The sequence below is a fragment of the Methylobacterium sp. Leaf102 genome, assembly GCF_001422425.1.
Taxonomy (GTDB): Bacteria; Pseudomonadota; Alphaproteobacteria; order Rhizobiales; family Beijerinckiaceae; genus Methylobacterium.
Genome location: NZ_LMMX01000023.1, coordinates 313,933 through 333,559 on the forward strand (window position 1 = coordinate 313,933; position 19,627 = coordinate 333,559).

The 19,627-nt window shown below is 70.5% G+C and carries 19 protein-coding genes and 5 pseudogenes; 15 read left to right on the forward strand and 9 right to left on the reverse strand.

Annotated elements, in window-relative coordinates:
* Positions 1-26: 26 nt before the first annotated feature.
* Both ASF27_RS12885 and ASF27_RS12890 read right to left on the reverse strand, forming a co-directional pair.
* Entirely contained in the window at positions 27-431 is a 405-nt protein-coding gene (locus ASF27_RS12885; RefSeq protein ID WP_056360633.1) for a general stress protein CsbD, read from the reverse strand.
* 84 nt (positions 432-515) lie between these two features.
* Positions 516-728: a CsbD family protein gene (locus ASF27_RS12890; protein ID WP_056266563.1), complete on the reverse strand. Its 213-nt coding sequence runs from the start codon at positions 726-728 to the stop codon at positions 516-518.
* Positions 729-1,069: 341 nt separating this feature from the next.
* Here ASF27_RS12890 and ASF27_RS22860 point away from each other — a divergent pair.
* The 8 genes and pseudogenes from ASF27_RS22860 to ASF27_RS12915 all read left to right on the forward strand — a co-directional run.
* Positions 1,070-1,249: pseudogene (locus ASF27_RS22860) on the forward strand (oxalate/formate MFS antiporter); the annotation flags it as partial.
* Between the two features lies 1 nt (position 1,250).
* Positions 1,251-1,665 (forward strand): annotated as a pseudogene (locus tag ASF27_RS12895) (MFS transporter); the annotation flags it as partial.
* 1 nt (position 1,666) lies between these two features.
* A pseudogene (locus tag ASF27_RS23170) lies at positions 1,667-2,155 on the forward strand (MFS transporter); the annotation flags it as partial.
* Position 2,156: 1 nt separating this feature from the next.
* Positions 2,157-2,670 (forward strand): annotated as a pseudogene (locus tag ASF27_RS23175) (oxalate/formate MFS antiporter); the annotation flags it as partial.
* A gap of 1 nt (position 2,671) precedes the next feature.
* A pseudogene (locus tag ASF27_RS23180) lies at positions 2,672-2,915 on the forward strand (oxalate/formate MFS antiporter); the annotation flags it as partial.
* Between the two features lie 4 nt (positions 2,916-2,919).
* Positions 2,920-3,684 (forward strand): fumarylacetoacetate hydrolase family protein, encoded by a 765-nt coding sequence (locus ASF27_RS12905; protein ID WP_056360639.1) that lies wholly within the window; start codon positions 2,920-2,922, stop codon positions 3,682-3,684.
* Positions 3,685-3,718: 34 nt separating this feature from the next.
* Positions 3,719-4,729, forward strand: coding sequence for a 2-dehydropantoate 2-reductase (locus ASF27_RS12910; RefSeq protein WP_056266575.1), 1,011 nt, complete (start codon positions 3,719-3,721; stop codon positions 4,727-4,729).
* Positions 4,730-4,761: 32 nt separating this feature from the next.
* Entirely contained in the window at positions 4,762-6,294 is a 1,533-nt protein-coding gene (locus tag ASF27_RS12915) for an acyl--CoA ligase (protein WP_056360642.1), read from the forward strand.
* A 24-nt stretch (positions 6,295-6,318) separates the two neighbouring features.
* Here the strand turns inward: ASF27_RS12915 and ASF27_RS12920 are convergent, their stop codons facing one another.
* From ASF27_RS12920 to rsgA, 5 genes are all read right to left on the reverse strand, one after another.
* Positions 6,319-7,278, reverse strand: a complete 960-nt coding sequence (locus ASF27_RS12920) for a prephenate/arogenate dehydrogenase family protein (protein ID WP_056360646.1) — start codon at positions 7,276-7,278, stop codon at positions 6,319-6,321.
* The gene (locus ASF27_RS12925; RefSeq protein ID WP_056360650.1) at positions 7,271-8,407 is read right to left on the reverse strand and encodes a histidinol-phosphate transaminase; all 1,137 of its coding nucleotides are present in this window, start codon (positions 8,405-8,407) and stop codon (positions 7,271-7,273) included. Before ASF27_RS12925 ends, ASF27_RS12920 begins: the two co-directional genes overlap by 8 nt.
* Before the next feature lie 73 nt (positions 8,408-8,480).
* The gene (locus ASF27_RS12930) at positions 8,481-8,930 is read right to left on the reverse strand and encodes a GNAT family N-acetyltransferase (RefSeq protein ID WP_056176269.1); all 450 of its coding nucleotides are present in this window, start codon (positions 8,928-8,930) and stop codon (positions 8,481-8,483) included.
* Positions 8,923-9,399 (reverse strand): hypothetical protein, encoded by a 477-nt coding sequence (locus tag ASF27_RS12935; RefSeq protein ID WP_244481005.1) that lies wholly within the window; start codon positions 9,397-9,399, stop codon positions 8,923-8,925. The genes ASF27_RS12930 and ASF27_RS12935 overlap by 8 nt, the downstream gene beginning before the upstream one ends.
* A 7-nt stretch (positions 9,400-9,406) precedes the next feature.
* Positions 9,407-10,414: a ribosome small subunit-dependent GTPase A gene (gene rsgA, locus ASF27_RS12940; protein WP_244472904.1), complete on the reverse strand. Its 1,008-nt coding sequence runs from the start codon at positions 10,412-10,414 to the stop codon at positions 9,407-9,409.
* Positions 10,415-10,779: 365 nt separating this feature from the next.
* Here rsgA and ASF27_RS12945 point away from each other — a divergent pair, with 365 nt between their 5' ends.
* Genes ASF27_RS12945 through ASF27_RS12960 form a run of 4 tightly spaced genes read left to right on the forward strand, consistent with a single transcriptional unit; the run spans position 10,780 to position 15,141 of the window.
* On the forward strand, positions 10,780-11,988 hold the full coding sequence (locus ASF27_RS12945) for a homoserine O-acetyltransferase (protein WP_156467518.1): 1,209 nt from the start codon (positions 10,780-10,782) through the stop codon (positions 11,986-11,988).
* A gap of 10 nt (positions 11,989-11,998) precedes the next feature.
* Positions 11,999-12,697, forward strand: a complete 699-nt coding sequence (gene metW, locus ASF27_RS12950; RefSeq protein WP_056176260.1) for a methionine biosynthesis protein MetW — start codon at positions 11,999-12,001, stop codon at positions 12,695-12,697.
* A 46-nt stretch (positions 12,698-12,743) separates the two neighbouring features.
* Complete coding sequence (locus tag ASF27_RS12955) at positions 12,744-13,883, forward strand: phytanoyl-CoA dioxygenase family protein (protein ID WP_200918823.1); 1,140 nt, start codon at positions 12,744-12,746, stop codon at positions 13,881-13,883.
* A gap of 10 nt (positions 13,884-13,893) precedes the next feature.
* Positions 13,894-15,141: a hypothetical protein gene (locus tag ASF27_RS12960; RefSeq protein ID WP_056360657.1), complete on the forward strand. Its 1,248-nt coding sequence runs from the start codon at positions 13,894-13,896 to the stop codon at positions 15,139-15,141.
* Here the strand turns inward: ASF27_RS12960 and ASF27_RS12965 are convergent.
* Positions 15,105-15,857, reverse strand: a complete 753-nt coding sequence (locus tag ASF27_RS12965; RefSeq protein WP_056176253.1) for a methyltransferase domain-containing protein — start codon at positions 15,855-15,857, stop codon at positions 15,105-15,107. The genes ASF27_RS12960 and ASF27_RS12965 overlap by 37 nt on opposite strands.
* A 102-nt stretch (positions 15,858-15,959) precedes the next feature.
* Complete coding sequence (locus tag ASF27_RS12970; RefSeq protein WP_056360660.1) at positions 15,960-17,195, reverse strand: amidase; 1,236 nt, start codon at positions 17,193-17,195, stop codon at positions 15,960-15,962.
* A 110-nt stretch (positions 17,196-17,305) separates the two neighbouring features.
* Here ASF27_RS12970 and ASF27_RS12975 point away from each other — a divergent pair, with 110 nt between their 5' ends.
* The 3 genes from ASF27_RS12975 to ASF27_RS12985 all read left to right on the forward strand — a co-directional run bounded on the left by ASF27_RS12975 (position 17,306) and on the right by ASF27_RS12985 (position 19,619).
* On the forward strand, positions 17,306-18,337 hold the full coding sequence (locus ASF27_RS12975) for an extensin family protein (RefSeq protein ID WP_056176247.1): 1,032 nt from the start codon (positions 17,306-17,308) through the stop codon (positions 18,335-18,337).
* A gap of 149 nt (positions 18,338-18,486) precedes the next feature.
* Positions 18,487-18,954 (forward strand): hypothetical protein, encoded by a 468-nt coding sequence (locus tag ASF27_RS12980; protein WP_056176244.1) that lies wholly within the window; start codon positions 18,487-18,489, stop codon positions 18,952-18,954.
* 20 nt (positions 18,955-18,974) lie between these two features.
* Positions 18,975-19,619, forward strand: a complete 645-nt coding sequence (locus ASF27_RS12985; RefSeq protein WP_056267078.1) for a ribonuclease T2 — start codon at positions 18,975-18,977, stop codon at positions 19,617-19,619.
* Positions 19,620-19,627 lie beyond the last annotated feature (8 nt).

Sequence of the window (19,627 nt, forward strand, 5' to 3'; positions counted from 1 at the left end):
CGCCAGCGAGACTGGTGCGGCTCGCCTCAGCGTGTCCGGCGCATGAGCCACCCGGTGGCGAAAGCAGCGGCGGCGACCACCAGCAGCGTGGTGTTCCGGTTGTCGTCGGCTCGGGCTGCGATATCCCGGCCCCGCCGCACCGCTTCGTCACGGTAGCCGCGTCCGCGCTCCCGCAGATCCTCGGCACGATCCTGGACCTCGCTCGCCACGGCCCGACCCCGGCTGCGGGCCTCGTCGATGAACTGCGTGCCGTCGCGATGCAGGCCGTCCGCGGTCTCGCGAGCCCGGCCATACCCGTGCTGGAGCGTCCCGGCGACCTGATCCACAGCGCCGTCGATTTGCTGACGCGGACGCCCGGTCACGGCGCCCAGGGCCGTCCGGCCGCGCCCACGCAGGTTGCGCAGGCCGCCCTCGAATTGATCTCTGTTCATTCCGGTTCCTCTCTGCCGCAGCGGACCCGATGTCCGCGGCGCTGAATGCCCCGAGCCAAGCACGGCCCGCCGATGGGGCTCCGGTCAGATTTTCTTCACGGCATCGGCCGCGCTCTGGGCCGCGTTCTTGATGCCGTCCTTGGCATCGCCGACGGTCTTCTGCGCTTCGCCCTTCAGTTCCTGGGCCTTGCCCTCGGCCTGAAGCTTTTCGTTGCCGGTGACGGAACCGACGCCCTGCTTGATGTTGCCGACGGCCTCGTTGGCCAGACCCTTGATCTTGTCCGTCGTGCTGCTCATCGAACTCTCCGTGAATGGGCCAGGATCTGGGCCGACGACCAGGGAGGCGACCGTCTGCCACAGGCCAAGCGCAACCGTGCAGCACCCAAGAATGTTCCGGTCCGGCCCACCTCGGCGGCTCAGCTCCCCGTCGATTGCTGCAGCGCACGCTTAGTCCTTTGCATCGCAAGATCACCGTCCGGTATCGCTATTCAGTCATGGCTATCTCAAATTTTTTACATGGGTATCGAAAAAAATTTACAGAAGAGCGCAAGATGGCGTCACGGCGAAGCTGCTTGAATTCAAAATAATTGCGGTTAGAACCGTGCGGCATTACCAAAAGTTGATCCAAGGACAACGCCATGACCGCGCGCACCGCTGCGCCCGTCCCAGGTGGGACCGCCTACGCCGCCTCTCCGACGATCGCCGCCCCCCCGTTCGGCCGCTGGGGCCAGCTCGTGATCGGCGTCATCTGCATGGTGATGATCGCCAACCTCCAGTACGGCTGGACGTTCTTCGTCCCCGACATCCAGAAGAAGTTCNCGCTGGGGCCAGCTCGTGATCGGCGTCATCTGCATGGTGATGATCGCCAACCTCCAGTACGGCTGGACGTTCTTCGTCCCCGACATCCAGAAGAAGTTCGGCTTCGACCGCGCCGCGATCCAGTGGGCCTTCACCCTGTTCGTGCTGTTCGAGACCTGGCTCGTGCCCGTCGAGGGCTGGTTCGTCGACAAGTACGGCCCGCGCGTCGTGGTCCTGTTCGGCGGCCTGCTCTGCGGCATCGGCTGGGTGATCAACTCCTACGCCGAGACCCTGAACATGTTCTACCTCGGCCAGGTGGTGGCCGGCATCGGTGCGGGCGCCGTCTACGGCACCTGCGTCGGCTCGGCCCTGAAGTGGTTCCCGGACAAGCGCGGTCTGGCCGCCGGCATCACCGCCGCCGGTCCGGCTCGGCTCCNTGCGGCATCGGCTGGGTGATCAACTCCTACGCCGAGACCCTGAACATGTTCTACCTCGGCCAGGTGGTGGCCGGCATCGGTGCGGGCGCCGTCTACGGCACCTGCGTCGGCTCGGCCCTGAAGTGGTTCCCGGACAAGCGSGGTCTGGCCGCCGGCATCAYCGCCGCCGGCTTCGGCGCCGGCTCGGCCCTCACCGTCGCGCCGATCCAGTGGATGATCGCCGAGAACGGCTTCCAATCCGCGTTCTTCAGCTTCGGCATCGGCCAGGGCCTCATCGTCATGGTGCTGTCGGCGTTCCTGGTCTCCCCGAAGAAGGGGCAGGTCGCAGAGGCGGCGAGCAATGCCAGCGTCGCCCAGACCCGGCGCAACTTCACCCCCGGCGAGGTCGCCCGCCAGCCGATCTTCTGGCTGATGTACTTCATGTTCGTCATCGTGGGCGCCGGCGGCCTGATGATCACCGCCAACCTCAAGCCCATCGCGGCCGATATCNCGCCAGCCGATCTTCTGGCTGATGTACTTCATGTTCGTCATCGTGGGCGCCGGCGGCCTGATGATCACCGCCAACCTCAAGCCCATCGCGGCCGATATCGGCGTCGACAAGGTGCCCGTCACGATCATGGGCATCACCATGGTGGCCATCACCTTCGCGGCCACCATCGACCGGGTGCTCAACGGCCTGACCCGCCCGTTCTTCGGCTGGGTGTCGGACAAGATCGGCCGCGAGAACACCATGTTCATCGCCTTCGCCATGGAAGGCTTCGGCATCTACATGCTCTACCTCTGGGGTCACGACCCCCTGTGGTTCGTGCTGCTCTCGGGGTTCGTGTTCTTCGCCTGGGGTGAGATCTACTCGCTGTTCCCCTCGACCTGCACCGACACCTTCGGCACCAAGTTCGCCGCCACCAATGCCGGCCTGCTCTACACCGCCAAGGGCACGGCGGCCCTGCTGGTGCCGGTGGCTTCCTCGTGCGTCCGTTCGGTGCCCTGGTGTTCGGCCGTCTCGGNGCTGTTCCCCTCGACCTGCACCGACACCTTCGGCACCAAGTTCGCCGCCACCAATGCCGGCCTGCTCTACACCGCCAAGGGCACGGCGGCCCTGCTGGTCCCCGCCGCCAACTATCTCCAGCAGAGTTCGGCGAGCTGGGACGGGGTGTTCCTGGTCGCCGCCGGCGCCAACATCCTCGCCTCGCTGCTGGCCATCGCCGTGCTGAAGCCCTGGCGTGCGCGCTATATCGCCCGGAACGCCTGAAACCATGGCGCGCTGGCTTCGCTACACCCATGGCGGTCGAGACGGCTTCGGCCGCCTCGACGGGGAGAGCATCACCGTCTACGAGGGCGATCTCTTCTCCACTCCGACTCCCACGGGCGAGACTCTGCCGCTCGCCGACGTCACCCTCGACCTTCCCTGCCGGCCGTCGAAGCTCATCGCCCTGTGGAACAATTTTCACGCGGCGGCCGAGAAGCAGGGGCTGGAGCGGCCGGAGGCTCCCCTGTTCTTCGTCAAGCCGCCCAACACCTACCGGGCGAGCGGGCAGGCCGTGACGATCCCGGACGGCCTCGGCCGCATCCTGTTCGAGGGCGAGCTCGGCATCGTCATCGGCCGGCGCGGACGCGATCTCAGCCCTGAGGCGGCGGCCGAGCACATCTTCGGCTACACCTGCGTGAACGACGTGACGGCGCTGGAAGTGCTCAAGGCCGATCCGAGCTTCGTGCAATGGACCCGCTCGAAGGGTTTCGACGGGTTCGGTCCGTTCGGCCCGGTCATCGCCACCGGCCTCGACCCGGACGCCCTCTCCGTCGCCGTCCGGATCAATGGGCGCGAGCGCCAGCGCTACCCGCTCGCCGACATGATCTTCAAGCCGCGGGAGATCGTCGCCCTGGTCTCGCGGGGCATGACCCTGGAGCCCGGCGATCTCATCGCCTGCGGAACCTCCAACGGTGCGGGTCCGATCCCGAAGGGCGCCACCGTCGAAGTTGACATCGAGGGCATCGGCGTACTGTCGAACGCATTCGCGTGACGGATTTGACGAACACGAATCTGAGGACACCCACATGAGCATCGCCATTGTCGGCGCCGGCGCCATCGGCGGATTCCTGGGCGTACGCCTCGCCAACGCGGGGGAGAACGTCACCTTCATCGCGCGCGGCGCCAACCTCGACGCCATCAAGACCAACGGGATGCGCCTGATCGAGGAGAACGGCTCCGAGATCCACGTGAAGAACCTATCGGCCACGAAATCCATGGACGAGGCCGGCGTGCACGACATCGTGCTGCTGACCGTCAAGGCGCATCAGGTCGGCCCCATCGCCGCCGATCTGCACCACCTCATCGGACCCGAGACCATGGTGGTGACCATGCAGAACGGAATCCCGTGGTGGTACTTTTCCGGCGGCCACGGCGGGGACCTGACCGGCACCCACCTGGAGACGGCCGATCCGGGCGGCCTCATCGCCCAGCACCTCGATCCGAAGCACGTCATCGGTTCCGTGGTCTATCCGGCCGCAATCCTGACGGAGCCCGGCGTGGTGCAGGTGATCGAGGGCCACCGCTTCGGTCTCGGCGAACTCGACGGCACCATGAGCCCGCGGGTCCAGTCCCTGGCCCAACGCCTCATCAAGGCCGGCTTCCGCGCGCCCGTCACCTCCGACATCCGGGCGGAGATCTGGCTCAAGCTTTGGGGCAACCTCAGCTTCAACCCGATCTCGGCGCTCAGCCACGCCACCCTCGTGGACATCTGCCAGTTCCCCGAGACCCGGGCACTTGCCACCGACATGATGCGCGAAGCGGAAGCGATCGCGGGCAAGCTCGGCATCACGTTCAAGCTCGGCATCGAGAAGCGCATCGCCGGAGCCGAGAAGGTCGGCGCCCACAAGACCTCGATGCTGCAGGACGTCGAGGCGGGCCGACCCATCGAACTCGAGGCGCTGGTCGGATCGATCATCGAGCTCGGGCGCCTGACCGACACCCCGACCCCGCATATCGGCACCGTCTACGCCCTGATGCGCCTGCTCGCGCAGAGTTTGGACCGGGCGCAGGGACGCCTGTCCATCACGGCCGCCTGAATTTTTCGAGCGATTTCAAGGACACATCTTCCATGGCCGAGAACGCCACCACCCTCCACGCCTTGATCCAGGCCGGCGCCGACGATGCCACCGCCCTGTCGAGCCCCGGCGGCGTGCCCCTGACTTTCGGTGCCCTGCGCGCCTTGACCACGCGCACCATCGCGGCCCTGAACGCCCAGGGCATCGGCCGGGGCGACCGCGTCGGCATCGTCCTCGACAACGGTCCCGAGATGGCCGCCGCCTTCATCGCCATCGCGGCGGGCGCCACCTCGGCACCGCTCAACCCGAGCTACAAGGCGGACGAGTTCACGTTCTACCTCTCCGACCTCGACGCCCGGCTGCTGGTGGTCGCCGAAGGCTCCGAGACGCCGGCCGTGGCCGTCGCCGAGAAGCTCGGCGTGCCGGTGGTGCGCCTGCGCCCGACCCCGGAAGCAGGGGCCGGCTCCTTCACCCTGGCGTTCTCGGGTGAAGCCGTCGCGCCCGCCGCCAACGGTGGCCCGGCGCAGCCCGACGACATCGCCCTGGTGCTCCACACCTCCGGCACCACGTCGCGCCCCAAGATCGTGCCGTTGAAGCAGTCCAACGTCTGCGCCTCGGCCCGCAACATCCGGCAGGCGGTGGCCTTCACGGCGGGGGATCGCGGCCTCAACATCATGCCGCTGTTCCACATCCACGGGCTCATCGCGGGTATCCTGGCGCCGCTCTCGGCCGGCGGTCAGGTTTCCTGCACCCCGGGCTTCAACGCCCTGAAGTTCTTCGGCTGGATGGGTGAGGTCCGCCCGACCTGGTACACGGCGGTGCCGACCATGCATCAGGCGATCCTCGGCCGTGCCTCCCGCAACCGGGAGGTCATCGAGGCGAACCCGCTGCGGTTCATCCGCTCGTCCTCGTCCTCCATGCCGCCGCAGGTGATGAAAGAGATCGAGGACACCTTCGGCGCCCCCCTGATCGAGGCCTACGGCATGACCGAGGCCGCCCACCAGATGGCCTCGAACCCCCTGCCCCCGAAGCCGCATTACGCCGGCTCGGTCGGCCTCGCCGCCGGCCCCGAGATCGCCATCGTGGACGAGGACGGCGAGCCGCTTCCCGCCGGCGAAATCGGCGAGATCGTCATCCGGGGCGACAACGTGATGGCGGGCTACGAGAACAACGACAAGGCCAACGCCGAGGCCTTCACGAAGCAGGGCTGGTTCCGCACGGGCGACCAGGGCTCGCTCACCCCGGAAGGCTACCTCTCGCTCACCGGACGCCTCAAGGAGATCATCAACCGGGGCGGCGAGAAGATCTCGCCGCGCGAGGTCGACGAGATCCTCATGGACCATCCGGCCGTGTCGCAATGCGTGACCTTCGCCATGCCGCACGACAAGCTCGGCGAGGATGTCGCAGCCGCCATCGTCCTGCGCGAAGGCCAGACGCTGGCGGAAAAGGATCTGCGGGGCTTCGCCCTCGAACGTCTGGCGGCCTTCAAGGTGCCGGCCAAGATCCTCATCCTGGACGAGATCCCCAAGGGTGCGACCGGCAAGCTCCAGCGCATCGGCCTGGCGCAGAAGCTCGGGCTCGTGTGAGCCCGCCCTTCCCGGGCTGAAGCCTCAGGCGGCGGGCGGCACCTTCTCGGGTGCCGGCCCCGGCCGGGCACGGCCGAAATCGGCTTCGGCCGTCTCCTGGCCCATGGCGACGATGCCCTTTCGGATGGTGCGGGTGCGGGTGAACAGCTCGTGCAGGGCGTCGCCGTCGCCCCAGCGGATGGCGCGGGCGAGCGCGGCGAGATCCTCGTTGAACCGCCCAAGCATCTCCAGCACCGCGTCCTTGTTGGTCAGGAACACGTCCCGCCACATGGTCGGATCGGAGGCTGCGATGCGGGTGAAATCGCGGAACCCGCCGGCCGAGAACTTGATCACCTCGGATTGCGTCACGGCCTCGAGGTCGGCGGCCGTGCCGACGATGTTGTAGGCGATGAGGTGCGGCACGTGGCTGGTGATGGCGAGCACGAGGTCGTGGTGCTCGGGCGTCATGGACTCGACGATGGCGCCGAGCCCTTCCCAGAAGGCCTGAACCCGCGCGGTGGCGGCCGGGTCGGTGTCCTCGGCGGGGGTGAGGATGCACCAGCGCCCGGAGAACAGGGTCGAGAATCCGGCATCGGGGCCGGAATACTCGGTGCCCGCCACCGGATGGGCCGGCACGAAGGCGACGCCCTCGGGAATGTGCGGCGCCACGGCCGCGACCACCGAGGCCTTCACGGACCCGACATCGGACACGATGGCACCGGGCTTCAGAGCGCCGCCCATGGCCTCGGCCACGGCCCCGACAGCGCCCACCGGCACGCACAGGATCACGAGGTCCGCCCCCGTCACGCCGGCCGCGACGTCGTCCGTGGCCGTATCGGCGAGGCCGAGGGCCCGAACGCGCTCCAGCACGCCCGGATTGCCGTCGATGGCCACGATGGTCCGGGCGAGGCCGTACTGGCGTGCGCCCCGGGCGATGGACGAGCCGATCAGCCCGAGCCCCACGATGGCGAGGGTGTCGACGACGGGTGTGGCGAGCTCAGGCACGTGGGGCGGCCCCGAGGAAGTCGGTGAGCGCGGCGAGGAAGGCCGCGTTGGCCTCGGCGCTGCCGACGGTCACGCGCAGGGCATGGGGCAGGCCGTAGGACGAGACCCGCCGGGTGATGATCCCCCGGGCGGTCAGGAACGCGTCGGCCTCCGCCGCCGAGCGGCCGGCTTCATCGGGGAAGTGCACCAGCACGAAGTTGGCGACGCTCGGCGTCACGGTGAGTCCCAGGGTTGTCACACCCTCGACGAGCCGGGCGAGCCACGTGTCGTTGTGGGCGATCGCCCCCGCCACGTGCACCTCGTCGGCGATGGCCGCCGCCCCCGCGGCGATGCCGGGGCCGGACAGGTTGAACGGCCCGCGGATGCGGTTGACCGCGTCGGCGACCTCGCCCGGGGCGACCATCCAGCCGATGCGCAAGGCGGCCAGACCGTGGATCTTCGAGAAGGTCCGAGTCATCACCACGTTCTGGGATTCGAGCACGAGGTCGAGGCCGGCGCTGTAATCGTTGGCGCGGACATACTCGGCATAGGCCCCGTCGAGGACGAGAAGCACGTGCGGCGGCAGGCCCGCGTGCAGGCGACGGACCTCGTCGAACGGCAGGTAGGTGCCGGTCGGGTTGTTGGGGTTGGCGAGGTAGACGATCTTCGTGCGCGAGGTGACGGCGCCCAGCATCGCGTCGACATCGGCCGTGAGGTCGCGCTCCGGCACCACGACGGGCGTGGCGCCGGCGGCCAGGATGGCGATGCGGTAGACGAGGAAGCCGTGGGCGCAGAAGATCCCCTCGTCGCCCGGCCCCAGATAGGCGTAGGCGAGGAAGGACAGGAGTTCGTCCGACCCGGCGCCGCAGACGATGCGGGCGGGATCGAGGCCGTAGCGCCGGCCGATGGCCTCGCGCAGGCGCGCCGAGGTGCCGTCCGGATAGAGTTCGAGCTTGCCCGACGCTTCCCGCAGGGCGGCCAGGGCCAGCGGGCTCGGCCCCAGGGGCGTTTCGTTGGACGAGAGCTTGTGGATCTTGTGCGCCCCCGGCACGCCGCTCTTGCCAGGCACATAGGCCTCGATGGCGAGGACGCCCGGGCGGGGCACCGGGCGGGTGGAGATGGGGGTCTCGGGGGACAGGGCGGAGGACATGGAACGGGCCGGGGTGATCGCGAGGGGCACCGTCTAACAAAGCTTGCCGGGCTTGACGAGGCGAGGCCGCGGTTCAGCGGCCCTTGCGCAGGGGTCGGACGAAGCCGGGGCCGCCCGGGGTGAAGCCCGTGGCGCGGCAGAAATCGGCAAGGTCGGCGGAGTCGGCCGACGCTACGACCTGAAGGGTGTCGCACTCGGCCATGCGGGCGGCCTGCGAAGCGGCCTTGAGCAGGAGCCGTCCGATGCCGCGCCGGCGCTGCTCGGCTCCCACGAACAGGGTGGTGATCTGGGCGACGGGACGGGCCTCGGCGACGCTCCGGTACCAGTGCAGCACCACGAGGCCGCTCGGCGGCCCCCATTCCTGTGCGACGAGCGCGACACTCGGCCCGGTCCGTATCGCTTCCAGGCGCTCGGCCAGGGCTTCGGCCGGCATCGCAAGCCCGATCTCGGCGAGCAGCACGGCGAGGCCGGGCGCATCGGCGGCGCTCGCGGCACGGATCTCGAGGCCGTAGCGGCTAGCCAAGATGCGATCCGGTTACAGGATGGGGTTCGTTTGTCGGTCCGCCGGCTCGTGCCTCCGCCCAGGCCCGGTCGCGCTCGCCCTGCGCGGTCCGGATTGCGGCGCTCTGCCGTTCCTGCTCGGCATGAAGCGCCCGCAGGCGCCGGGCCTCCCGCGCCGCCAGCTTGCGCCGACGCGCCTCGGCGGCACGCTTCTGGGCCTGCAACTCCTCCACGGTGATCGGGGCGGGCGGAGCCTTCGGCTCAGGCGCAGTCGTGGAGGCGGTCTTGGATGCGCGCCAGGCATAGGAGGGCGCCGGCCGCGTCCTCGGTGCGTCGAACGCCTCCGCCTGCGCCAGGGTCAGACCGGCGGCGGCGGCGATGCGGGCGGCGGCGGCCCGGCCGGCCGCACGCTCGCCCGGCGTCGCACCGCGCTCCATCAGTGCCCGGCACTTGGCGAACCGGTCCCGGTCGAGGGAAGGCCACGCGCTCACGGGCGGCTCAGCGCTTCTTGTTGCCGCGCGGGCCGGTCAGAACGGGCGTGTTCACCCGGTTCTCGTCCAGGAGCTTGCGCCAGCGCGACAGGCGCTCGGGATCGAGACGGCCTTCGGTCACCGCCGCCTGGACGGCGCAGCCGGGCTCGTGCGCGTGGGTGCAGTCGCGAAACCGGCACAGTGGCGCCAGTTCGACGATCTCCGCGAACAGGGTCTCGATCCCGTCCGCCGCGTCGCTGACGTGGAGGGTGCGCATTCCCGGCGTATCGATGACCCAGCCGCCGGCCGCGATGGCGTGGAGCGAGCGCGCCGTGGTGGTGTGGCGGCCTTTGGCGTCGTGCTCGCGGATGCCCCCGGTGAGTTGGGGCTCCTCCACGCCGTCGCCCGCCAGGGTATTGACCAGGGTCGACTTGCCCACCCCGGAGGAGCCGACGAGCGCCACGGTCCGGCCGGGCCCGCACCACGGCGCCAGGGCCGCGATGGCGTCCGGCTCGCGGGGGTTGATCATCACCACGGGCAGGTCGCGCTGGAGGGCCTCGGCCGCGCGGCGGTAGGTCTCGGCGTCGGCGGCCGTGTCGGCCTTCGTCAGGAGGATCACCGGTTCGGTCCCGGCCTGGTTGGCCAGCGCCAGGTAGCGCTCCAGCCGGGCCGGATTGAAGTCGGCGTTGCACGAGGTGACGATGAACAGGGTGTCGACGTTGGCCGCTGCGAGCTGCGGGACCTTCGAGCCTTCGACGCGGCGCGCCAGCAACGTTCGCCGCTCCAGTCGGCTCAGGAGGGTGCGGGCGGCGGGATCGATGAGCACCCAGTCGCCCACGGCGTAGGCGCCGGTGTTGGTGTTGTGGTCCAGGGCGAGCTTGACGGAGCCCTCCGGCCCGATGGCGCTCATGCGCGAGCGATGGACCATGCCGATGCGGGCCGGCATACCCGGCCTGTCGGCGATCTGATCGGCGAAGAACGGGGACCAGCCCAGGGCGATCAGAGCGTCGGGCAGGGCGTTCACGGGCTCGGGCAACGGTTTGAATTCCTTGGACAGGGCGGCGCGTTGCAGCGGAGACGAAGACGTCCGCCGTAAAACGCTTCACCGCTTCGTCGGGTGGACGACGCCGAGACATCTCTTCGCAACGACGACACCCCCTCGACCTGGCAGGATGTCGATTCACGTCTACACCGTTTCGACGCGGTATGCGGGTTCGACGCGCGTCCATCCCCCGATGACGCACGCCCCGATGACGCATGGTTTCGTTGACGCTCGGCGAGGCGCACACTACCTCCATCTGCGACGCGACGGCTCCGCACGCCGCCGGGATGTCGCCTCCCCTCCTCCGCATGGCGACCGCCCACTTCGTCCCGCGACCTCCCCCGTCAGATCTCCCCCTCATGACCATGTCGCTCGATCCTCCCACCCAGACCCGAGCCGAGGCGACCGATACGGACGGCCCCCCGGTGATCGAGGCCAAGGCGCAGGCCACCCAGGGGCATCTGGCGCAATTCGGCCTGGACGAGCCCCTGGCGACGGATGCCGGCGTGGCCCTCGCGCCGTTCCAGATCGCCTACCAGACTGCGGGTATCCTCAACGCCGACCGCTCCAACGCCGTGCTCATCTGCCACGCGCTGACGGGCGACCAGCATTTCGCCCACACCCATCCGGTGACGGGCAAGCGCGGCTGGTGGGAGACCCTCGTCGGGCCGGGCAAGCCCGTCGACACGGATCGGTACTTCGTCGTCTGTTCCAACGTCGTCGGCTCGTGCATGGGCTCGACGGGCCCGGCCTCCATCGAACCGACGACGGGCCGGGCCTACGGCCTCGATTTTCCCCTGGTGACCATCCGCGACATGGTCCGCGCGCAGGCGATGCTCCTCGACCGCCTCGGCATCGAGAACCTGTTCCTGTGTATCGGCGGCTCCATGGGCGGTATGCAGGTGCTGCAATGGGCGGCCCTCTACCCCGAGCGGGTGTTCGCCGCGATGCCCATCGCCACGGGGGCACGGCACTCGGCCCAGAACATCGCCTTCCACGAGGTCGGCCGGCAGGCGATCATGGCCGATCCGGCCTGGGCCGAGGGGCGCTACCTCGAGGCCGGCACCCGTCCCGCCAAGGGCCTCGGCGTCGCCCGCATGGGCGCGCACATCACCTACCTGTCGGAACCGGCCCTGCACCGGAAGTTCGGACGGCGCTTCCAGGGCGGGTCGGCGCCCACCTTCTCGTTCAACGCCGATTTCCAGATCGAGAGCTATCTGCGCCACCAGGGCCTGAGCTTCGTCGAGCGTTTCGACGCCAATGCGTACCTGTATCTCACGCGCGCCATGGACTATTTCGATCTCGCCGCCGACCATGGCGGCGTGCTCGCCAACGCCTTCCGGGGTACGAAGACCCGTTTCTGCGTCATGTCCTTCACCTCCGACTGGCTGTTTCCCACGGCCGATTCCCGCGCCATCGTGCATGCCCTCAACGCGGCTTCGGCGGCGGTGGCCTTCGTGGAGGTCGAGAGCGACAAGGGGCACGACGCATTCCTCCTCGACGAGCCGGTGATGTTCGGCGCGGCGCGCGGCTTCATCGACGCCGCCGCCCGGGCGCGCGGTCTATGAGAACCTCGCTGTGAAGTCCCACCGCGTCGTCGCCCCGGCCCCGTGGGATGCCGCAGCCTCCCTGCCGCGCGGCGACCTTGGGAGCGCGCGGGTCGATCACCTCGTGGTGCTCAGCCTCGTGGCCCCGGGTGCCCGGGTCCTCGACATCGGTTGCGGCGACGGCACCCTGCTGGCGCTCCTGCGCGACCGGCGCGGCATCGACGGGCGCGGCATCGAACTCTCGCGCGAGGGCGTCAACGCCTGCCTCGCGCGCGGGCTGCCGGTGATCCAGGGCGACGCCGACACCGATCTGGCGAACTACCCCGACGACGCCTTCGACGTGGTGGTCCTGTCCCAGACCATCCAGGCGACGCGCAACCCGCGCATCGTCCTCGAACACCTGCTGCGCATCGGCCGGCAGGTGGTGATCTCCTTCCCGAATTTCGGACATTGGCGGGTGCGTGCGGAGTTGGCCTTTCGTGGCCGCATGCCTGTCACCGCCCTGATGCCGGAAGAGTGGTACGAGACCCAGAACATCCACCACTGCACCATCCGGGACTTCGTCGGCCTGTGCCGGACGGTGGGCGCGCGGATCGAGAAGGCCACGGCCCTCGACGCGCGCGGCCGGCCCATGCGTTTTTCCATGCCGTGGTGGGTGTGGAACCTCATCGGCGCACAAGGCGTGTTCCTGCTGAGCCTAGACGCCGGCGAGACGCCCCCGCAACCGTGAAAGCCGTGGCCCCGCGTCCGCGCGGCCCGATTCAAGGAGGAGAGCCATGGGATACGACGCGGCCTTGACGTCGGCGGGGGCCGCCACCCTCCTGCCCGGAATTCCCACCTTCGAGTCGCCGTTCCTGGATTGCGACGGCTTCGTCCCGGCGATGAGCCCGGAGCACCTGTCCGTCGCGCGCCAGCTGCGCGAGCAGGGTTATGCGGTCATCGACTTTCCCGACGCCGATTTCGACGCCCGCGCCGCCGCGATCCGCGCCGCCCTGGACGGAGGCTTCGACTGGGCGCGGTGGCGCGCCACGGGCTTTGCCGCCAACGAGGGATTGCGGGTTCAGGACGCCTGGAAGACCCAGCCAGACGTGATGGCGCTCGCGGCCAACCCCGCGGTCCTCGATCTCCTGACGGCGGTGTTCGGGCGCGAGGCCAAGCCGTTCCAGACCCTCAACTTCCCCGTCGGCACCCAGCAGCAGACCCATTCGGACGCCTCGCATTTCAGCTCGGTGCCGGAGAAGTTCATGTGCGGCGTCTGGGTCGCCCTGGAGGACATCGAGGCCGATGCCGGGCCGCTGATCTACTATCCCGGCACGCACAAGTGGCCGGTGATCAACAACGAGCACCTCGGCGTCACGGCCCTGCACTTCCAGAACGGCAACGCCTGGAAGCCCGGCAACGCCTACGATGCGACCTGGAACGCCCTCCTCTCCGCCCACAAGCGCGAGCCCAAGACCTTCCTCGCCCGAAAGGGGCAGGCGCTCATCTGGGTCGCCAACATCCTCCACGGCGGCGCGCGCCAGACCAATCCGGACCGGACCCGGTGGTCACAGGTGACGCACTACTTCTTCGACGGCTGCGCCTACTACACGCCGTTCTTCTCGGACCCGTTCCACGGCAACATCCTGTTCCGTGAACCCATCGACATCCGCACGCGGGAGCCCATGCGCAACGTCGTCGGCGGAGCCCCGATCGATCCGGACTTCGTTTCCGAGGCGACGGACCGGGCCAAGCGCGTGGCCGGCGGCCATGAGGCCCACCGCTCGCAACTCGCCGAGGCCCAGGTGGAACTCGCCTACCACAAGGACCGGGTGGAGCGCCTGCGCGCCTCCCTGTCCTGGCGGATCACCGCGCCCCTGCGCAGCGACGCCGTGCAGCGGGTCGGCCGATGGTTCTCCCGCCCGCGGGTCTCGTGACCCCCACGCCATGCCCGTGAGGCGGTGGTTCGGGGGCCAGGCCGCCGCCCTGGCGGCCTTGACCCCGTCCGCCCTGCGCTTCCTGCCGCCCGACCTCGACCCGAGGCAGGTCGAGGCCCTCTGCGCCCTGGTGACCGGGGCGGGGTTCTCGCCCGACGCGTATCGCGCGCAATCGCCGGCCCTCGGTGCGGCGGTGCCGGATGCGCGCACGGCCGTGCTCCACCTCCTGAGCTTCTGCGGCGACGAGCAGGTCACCTACCCGCTGCGCCTCGATCCGACCGGGCTCGACACCCTGACGCGCAGCCGCCTGTGGCATCGGCGCGGGCGGGCCCGCCTCGCGGCGAGCCTCGTGAACGCCCACCTCGCCCAACGGCCCGACGTCGTCGCGGACCCGGATTTCTGGGCCGGAATCCTGCCGGCCCTCGCCCGCGTCGGCCGGCCGTACCTTCTCGTTGGCGACAGTCACTCGCGGCTCTACCGGCGGGTGGGGCTGCAACGGTCCGGGCCGATCCTGCCGATCCACGTCCTGTGCACGGCGGGCTCGGCGGCGGGACTGGACAACCCGGCCTCGCGCTCGGGCTACGGCGCGCGCCTCGCACGCCTGGCCGATGCCCTCGCCCGCGTGCCGGCCGCCCGCGGCCTGCCGATCCTGTTCCAGTTCGGGCAGGTCGACATCGAGTTCGTCGCGGCCTTCCGGCGCATCGCGAACGGGGAGCATGCTTTCGACGAGACGGGGTTCGAAACCTTCTGCGACCGCACGGCGGCGGCTTACGGCGCCTTCCTCGTCCGCTGGTTCTCGGGGCTCGGCCCGGTCCATGTCCTGTCGGTGTTCCCGCCGGCCCTGTCGGACGAATCCTGGGCGGACGGATACTGCAACGCCCACGTCCTCGCCCTGGAAGACGCGGCGGGCGACCGCACCGCCACGGCTGCGGCCGTGGCGGCCCTGGAGGTCCCGTCCCTCGCCGAGCGCACCCGCCTGCACCGTGCCTTCAACGACCGCCTGTCCGCCCTGTGCGCGCGCGAGGGCTTCGGCTTCGTCGCGCTGTTCGATGCCCTGCTCGGTCCCGACGGGACGGTGGCGCCGCGCTTCATCGCCGGCGCAGGGGGGCGCGACCACCATCTCGACGAGGCGCCCCTGCGGGCACCGACCCGCGCGGCCCTGGAAGCCGCCCTCGGGCGTCGGCAAGGGATGATGCAAGGGATGGTGGATCGGATGATGGATCAGATGCGCCGGATCGTCAGAGTCGCGACGGCGTAGGTCACCCGGGCTCCGCCGGCATCGAACCGGCGCAGCACCCGCCGCAACCCCCCGGGCGTCAGCGGCGGCCGTCCCTCCGGCGTGCCGGCGCCGATGGCGCGCAGGGCCGCGAGGAAGGCGCGCCCGTCCGCATGGGCCTCGACCACGGGCTCGTCCGAGACCGCCACGGTGCAGCCCGGGATGCGCAGGGCGGCGAGGGCCGCCACGGTGGGATAGGCCGGCGTTGCGGCCTCGAAGTCGAGGTCGGCGTGCGCCCGGCGCCACTCGGCGAAGGTGCCCGAGGCCAGGGTCGCCACGGCGAGGTGCCCTCCGGGCGCGAGCAGTCCGGCGAGCCGGGCCAGGGAGCCGGACAGGTCCTCGAACCACTGCGCCGCCAGACTCGAGCAGACGAGGTCGAAGCCGGGCGTGAGGCAGGGCCGTTCCCCGTCCATGACCACGAAGCCGGGCCCCGGCCCGAGCCGGGCGCGGCAGCGCAGGGCCATGGCGGGCGCGATGTCGGTGGCGAGGTACGGGCCCGGCACGATCCGGCGGTGCAGGGCCGCCGTGAGGAGACCCGTGCCGCAGCCGACCTCCAGCACCCGCGGCGCGGGCGCCAGGGGCAGGGCCGCGATGCGCGCGGCCAAGCCCTCGGCCACCCGCGCCTGAATGCCGGCGGCGGCATCATAGCCCTCGGCCCCGTCGAAGGCCCGGGCCACAGCCTGCTTCCAGGAACGCATCGGGGCCGAGGGCTGAACTCCAGGATCGGGTGAGTCGTGGCGATAGCCGTCGGGCGGTTCCGGCTCAAGCGACGCGCCGACAGTGGGCCGCCTTCCCGGGCCTCACTCGTCCAGCGCACCCTCGATCATCCGCGCCACGGCGAGCGCCCGTCCATCGTCACCGAAGCGGGCGATGATCTGCACGCCCAGGGGCAGCCCGTCGCCCGGGACCGGCAGGTTGACGCAGGGCACGCCCATGAGGGTCCAGAGGCGGTTGAAGCGCGGGTCGCCGGTGCTGGCGAGGCCAGCCGGAGCGCGACCCGGGGCCGAGAACGTCAGCAGCGCGTCGAACTCCGAGAACACGTCCTTGAGGACGCGCCGGGCGCGGTGTGCCGTGCGGCGGGCCCCGTCGTAAGCGTCGGCCGTGAGGGCCTGGGCGCCGTCGAGTTCGGCCCGCAGCCCGGGCCCGAGGGCGTCGCGGTGATGGGCGTATTCCCAGGCGAGGGCCTGGCGTGCCTCGAAGGCCTGGATGATCGCCTGGACCGCCCAGGCTTCGGCGAGGGCTCCTGGCAGGACGAGATCGGTGACGGTAGCCCCGGCGGCCTCCGCCGCGCGGGCCGCACGATCCAGGGCCGCCACGGCGTCCGGGTCGGCGGGCCCGGCGAAATCCTGGCGCACGAGGCCGATGCGGGGTGCCGCGAGGCTGCCCTCCGCCAGATCGATGCCAGGGCGATCGGCCAGGAGCGCGAGGGCGTGGGCGACATCGCGGATGCCGGCGCCGAACAGCCCGAGGGTGTCGAGGGCCCACGAGAAGGTCTTCACGCCCACCGTGGGCAGCAGGCGGAACGACGGCTTGATGGCCGCGACCCCGCAGAAGGCGGCGGGGCGGATCACCGACCCCGCCGTCTGGGTGCCCAATGCCAGGGGGACGAGACCGGCGGCCACCGCCGCCGCCGACCCCGACGAGGAGCCGCCCGGGGTGTGGCCGGACGCGTGCGGGTTCACCGTGGCGGACGGGTCGCGGCTGGCGAAGGGGCAGGTCACGGTCTTGGCGAGCGGCACGGCGCCGAGGGCCCGCAGGCGGGAGACGATGGCGGCGTCGGCCTTGGGCCGCCAGCCGGCATAGATGGCCGAGCCCATTTCCGTCGGCATGTCGGCGGTGTCGATGATGTCCTTCAGGCCGACCGCGATGCCCGCGAGGGGGCCATCCCGAACGATCGCCGGATCGGCGGCGATGTGCGCGAGGGCGCCGAGGCCCGGCTCGCGCGCCGCGATGGCTTCACGCGCGCGGGCGATGGCGCCGTGCGGATCGAGGGTGCCGGCACCGAGCCGGGTGCGAAGGTCGACGAGGGACTGCATGCCCCTGGAGTCCGATCCGCCGCGCGATCTGTCAACACGTATCCACATCCCGATCTTCCGATCCGCAGCGTTGACGGAGCGTTTACGCAAAGTCGCGCATCGTCCTCATCATGTGGCGTAGCGTTCTCGCGTTCTCCGCCCTTGCGCTGTTCGGCGCGGGGCTCACCGGCTGTGCGCTCAACAAGTTTGAGCAGCGCGAGCCCTGGCGCGACCAGACCGAACAGGCCTGCAACGCCAAGCGCTTGGTCGAGACCGGCGAGTTCATCACCCAGGTGAAGGCCATCGAGGGGCCGGGCGTCTGCGGCATGCTGCAGCCCTACCGGGTCACCCGGATGGGCGGGGGCAGCGTCGCCCTCAAGCAGCGCATGACCCTGGCCTGCCCGGCGCTGGCGGAGGCCGAAGCCTGGCTCGCCGACACGATCCAGCCGGCGGCCGCCCTGTATTTCGGCCAGCCCGTGGCCGAGATCAACGCCGGCACCTACGCCTGCCGCGGCCGCAACAACCAGGTCGGCGCCAAGCTTTCGGAGCACTCCTTCGGCAATGCCCTCGACATCATGTCGTTCAAGCTCGCCGACGGCTACGTCATCACCGTCAAGGGTGGCTGGCGCGGCACGGAAGCCGAGCAAGGCTTTCTGCGCGAAGTGTTTTTGGGCGCCTGCGCGCGGTTCTCGACGGTTCTGGCGCCCGGCTCCAACGTGTTTCACTACGACCACATCCACGTCGATCTCGCGCGCCACGACCCACGCGGCCTGCGCCGGATCTGCCAGCCGCTGATCAAGTTCACCCCCCAGCTCGGCGGCGAATCCACGGCCCGGCCGGTCGCGCGGCCGCGTCCCGTCGAGCGCCTGCCGGCGCCGCCCCAGGCTCCGGTGGACGTGGAAGAGGACGATCCCTACGGCGTCACCCCCCTGTCCCAGGCCACGCCGCAGAACCGGAATGCGCCGCGCCCCGCGCCGTCACATCTGGCCCGTGCGCCGGTGGAGGCCCCGTCACACGCCCGGTCCGCGCCGTCCGCCTACGTCGCCGCGCCGGCCCCCCGGCCCCGCCTCGCCACCACGCGCCCCCTGGACGAGCCGGCCCCGGGATTTGCGCGCGAGCCCCTGTCGCTGCAGGCCCCCGGCCTGTCCGGCCCGATCTACTGAACCCCGACGACCCGGCGGGTCCGCGACTGTGCCCCCCGTACCCCAGGGGGCGTGAAACCGACGGCCGGCGCGGCGGGCAAGCTTGACTCCGACGGGGCAGCGGCCATCGTTCCGCGCAACCGTACGGACTCCAGCAAAAGATTGCCGGCATGCGCCCGAATCGATCCTTCACGACCTTCGCCCTCGGCCTCGTCCTGGCCGCGACCCTGCAGCCGGCGTTGGCCCGCTCGGGCCGCGAGGAGATCACCCCCGCCGAGGAGCGCGAGTTCAACTACGACGCCAACATTCCCGGCTGCCAGGCCTCCGAGGTACTGGAGCGGCTCTCGACGAACTTCGCCGAGAAGGAGGCGAAGTTCTGGAACTCGTCGCTCACCATCGTGAGCTACGAGCGCATCGAGCGCACGGCCTGGCGCCCCTGGGGCCTCGACTTCGTGCCCCGGCGCTACTGCAGCGCGGTGGCCACCACCTCGGACGGCGTCCGGCGCAAGGTCGACTATTCCGTGCGCGACGGGCTCGGGATCATCGGCGCCGACTGGGGCATCGAGTTCTGCGTCCACGGCCTCGACCGCAATCTCGCCTACGCCTACGCCACGGCCTGCCGCGAAGCCCGCCCGTGACCTTCTTTCGCAAGGCCGTTCTGGCCCTGGCCCTGCTCGCGGGCAGCGCCACGGCGGCCCAGGCCCAGGGCTACGACCAGCGCGGCACGCCGGGGGCGTTCGACTTCTACGTCCTCGCCCTGTCGTGGTCGCCGACCTATTGCGACGGGGACGGCGCGCGGCGCGAGGCCGACGGGCAGTGCCGTCCGGGCCGGGGCCTCGGCTTCGTCGTCCACGGCCTGTGGCCGCAATACACCCGGGGCTACCCCTCGAACTGCTCCAGCGTCGAGCGGTCCCCGACCCGGCAGGCCATGGAGGCGGCCGGCGAGGTCTATCCGAGCGAGGGCCTCGCCCGCCACGAGTGGCGCCGCCACGGCACCTGCTCGGGCCTCGATCCGGCGGCCTATTTTCGCGCGGCCCGCACGGCCCGCGAGGCGGTGACGATCCCCGACGCGTTCCAGAAGCCCGGCGCCGACACCCGCGCCGCGCCCATCGAGATCGCCCGGCAGTTCGTGATGGCTAACCGGGGTCTGCGCCCCGACATGATGTCGGTGGCTTGCGTGCGCGGCCGGCTGCAGGAGGTGCGGATCTGCTTCTCCAAGGATCTGCGCGGCTTCACCCCCTGCCCCGAGGTGGCGCGCCAGAATTGCCGGGCCGGCGAGGTCGCCATCGACGCAGCGCGCTGAAGGTGCTC

Coding starts and splice junctions, on each gene's coding strand:
- ASF27_RS12885 (WP_056360633.1), bottom strand. CDS start 431: ATGAACAGAGATCAATTCGAGGGCGGCCTGCGCAACCTGCGTGGGCGC.
- ASF27_RS12955 (WP_200918823.1), top strand. CDS start 12,744: ATGGGATACGACGCGGCCTTGACGTCGGCGGGGGCCGCCACCCTCCTG.
- ASF27_RS12915 (WP_056360642.1), top strand. CDS start 4,762: ATGGCCGAGAACGCCACCACCCTCCACGCCTTGATCCAGGCCGGCGCC.
- ASF27_RS12910 (WP_056266575.1), top strand. CDS start 3,719: ATGAGCATCGCCATTGTCGGCGCCGGCGCCATCGGCGGATTCCTGGGC.
- ASF27_RS12975 (WP_056176247.1), top strand. CDS start 17,306: ATGTGGCGTAGCGTTCTCGCGTTCTCCGCCCTTGCGCTGTTCGGCGCG.
- ASF27_RS12890 (WP_056266563.1), bottom strand. CDS start 728: ATGAGCAGCACGACGGACAAGATCAAGGGTCTGGCCAACGAGGCCGTC.
- ASF27_RS12960 (WP_056360657.1), top strand. CDS start 13,894: ATGCCCGTGAGGCGGTGGTTCGGGGGCCAGGCCGCCGCCCTGGCGGCC.
- ASF27_RS12905 (WP_056360639.1), top strand. CDS start 2,920: ATGGCGCGCTGGCTTCGCTACACCCATGGCGGTCGAGACGGCTTCGGC.
- ASF27_RS12970 (WP_056360660.1), bottom strand. CDS start 17,195: ATGCAGTCCCTCGTCGACCTTCGCACCCGGCTCGGTGCCGGCACCCTC.
- ASF27_RS12965 (WP_056176253.1), bottom strand. CDS start 15,857: ATGCGTTCCTGGAAGCAGGCTGTGGCCCGGGCCTTCGACGGGGCCGAG.
- ASF27_RS12925 (WP_056360650.1), bottom strand. CDS start 8,407: ATGTCCTCCGCCCTGTCCCCCGAGACCCCCATCTCCACCCGCCCGGTG.
- ASF27_RS12945 (WP_156467518.1), top strand. CDS start 10,780: ATGACCATGTCGCTCGATCCTCCCACCCAGACCCGAGCCGAGGCGACC.
- ASF27_RS12980 (WP_056176244.1), top strand. CDS start 18,487: ATGCGCCCGAATCGATCCTTCACGACCTTCGCCCTCGGCCTCGTCCTG.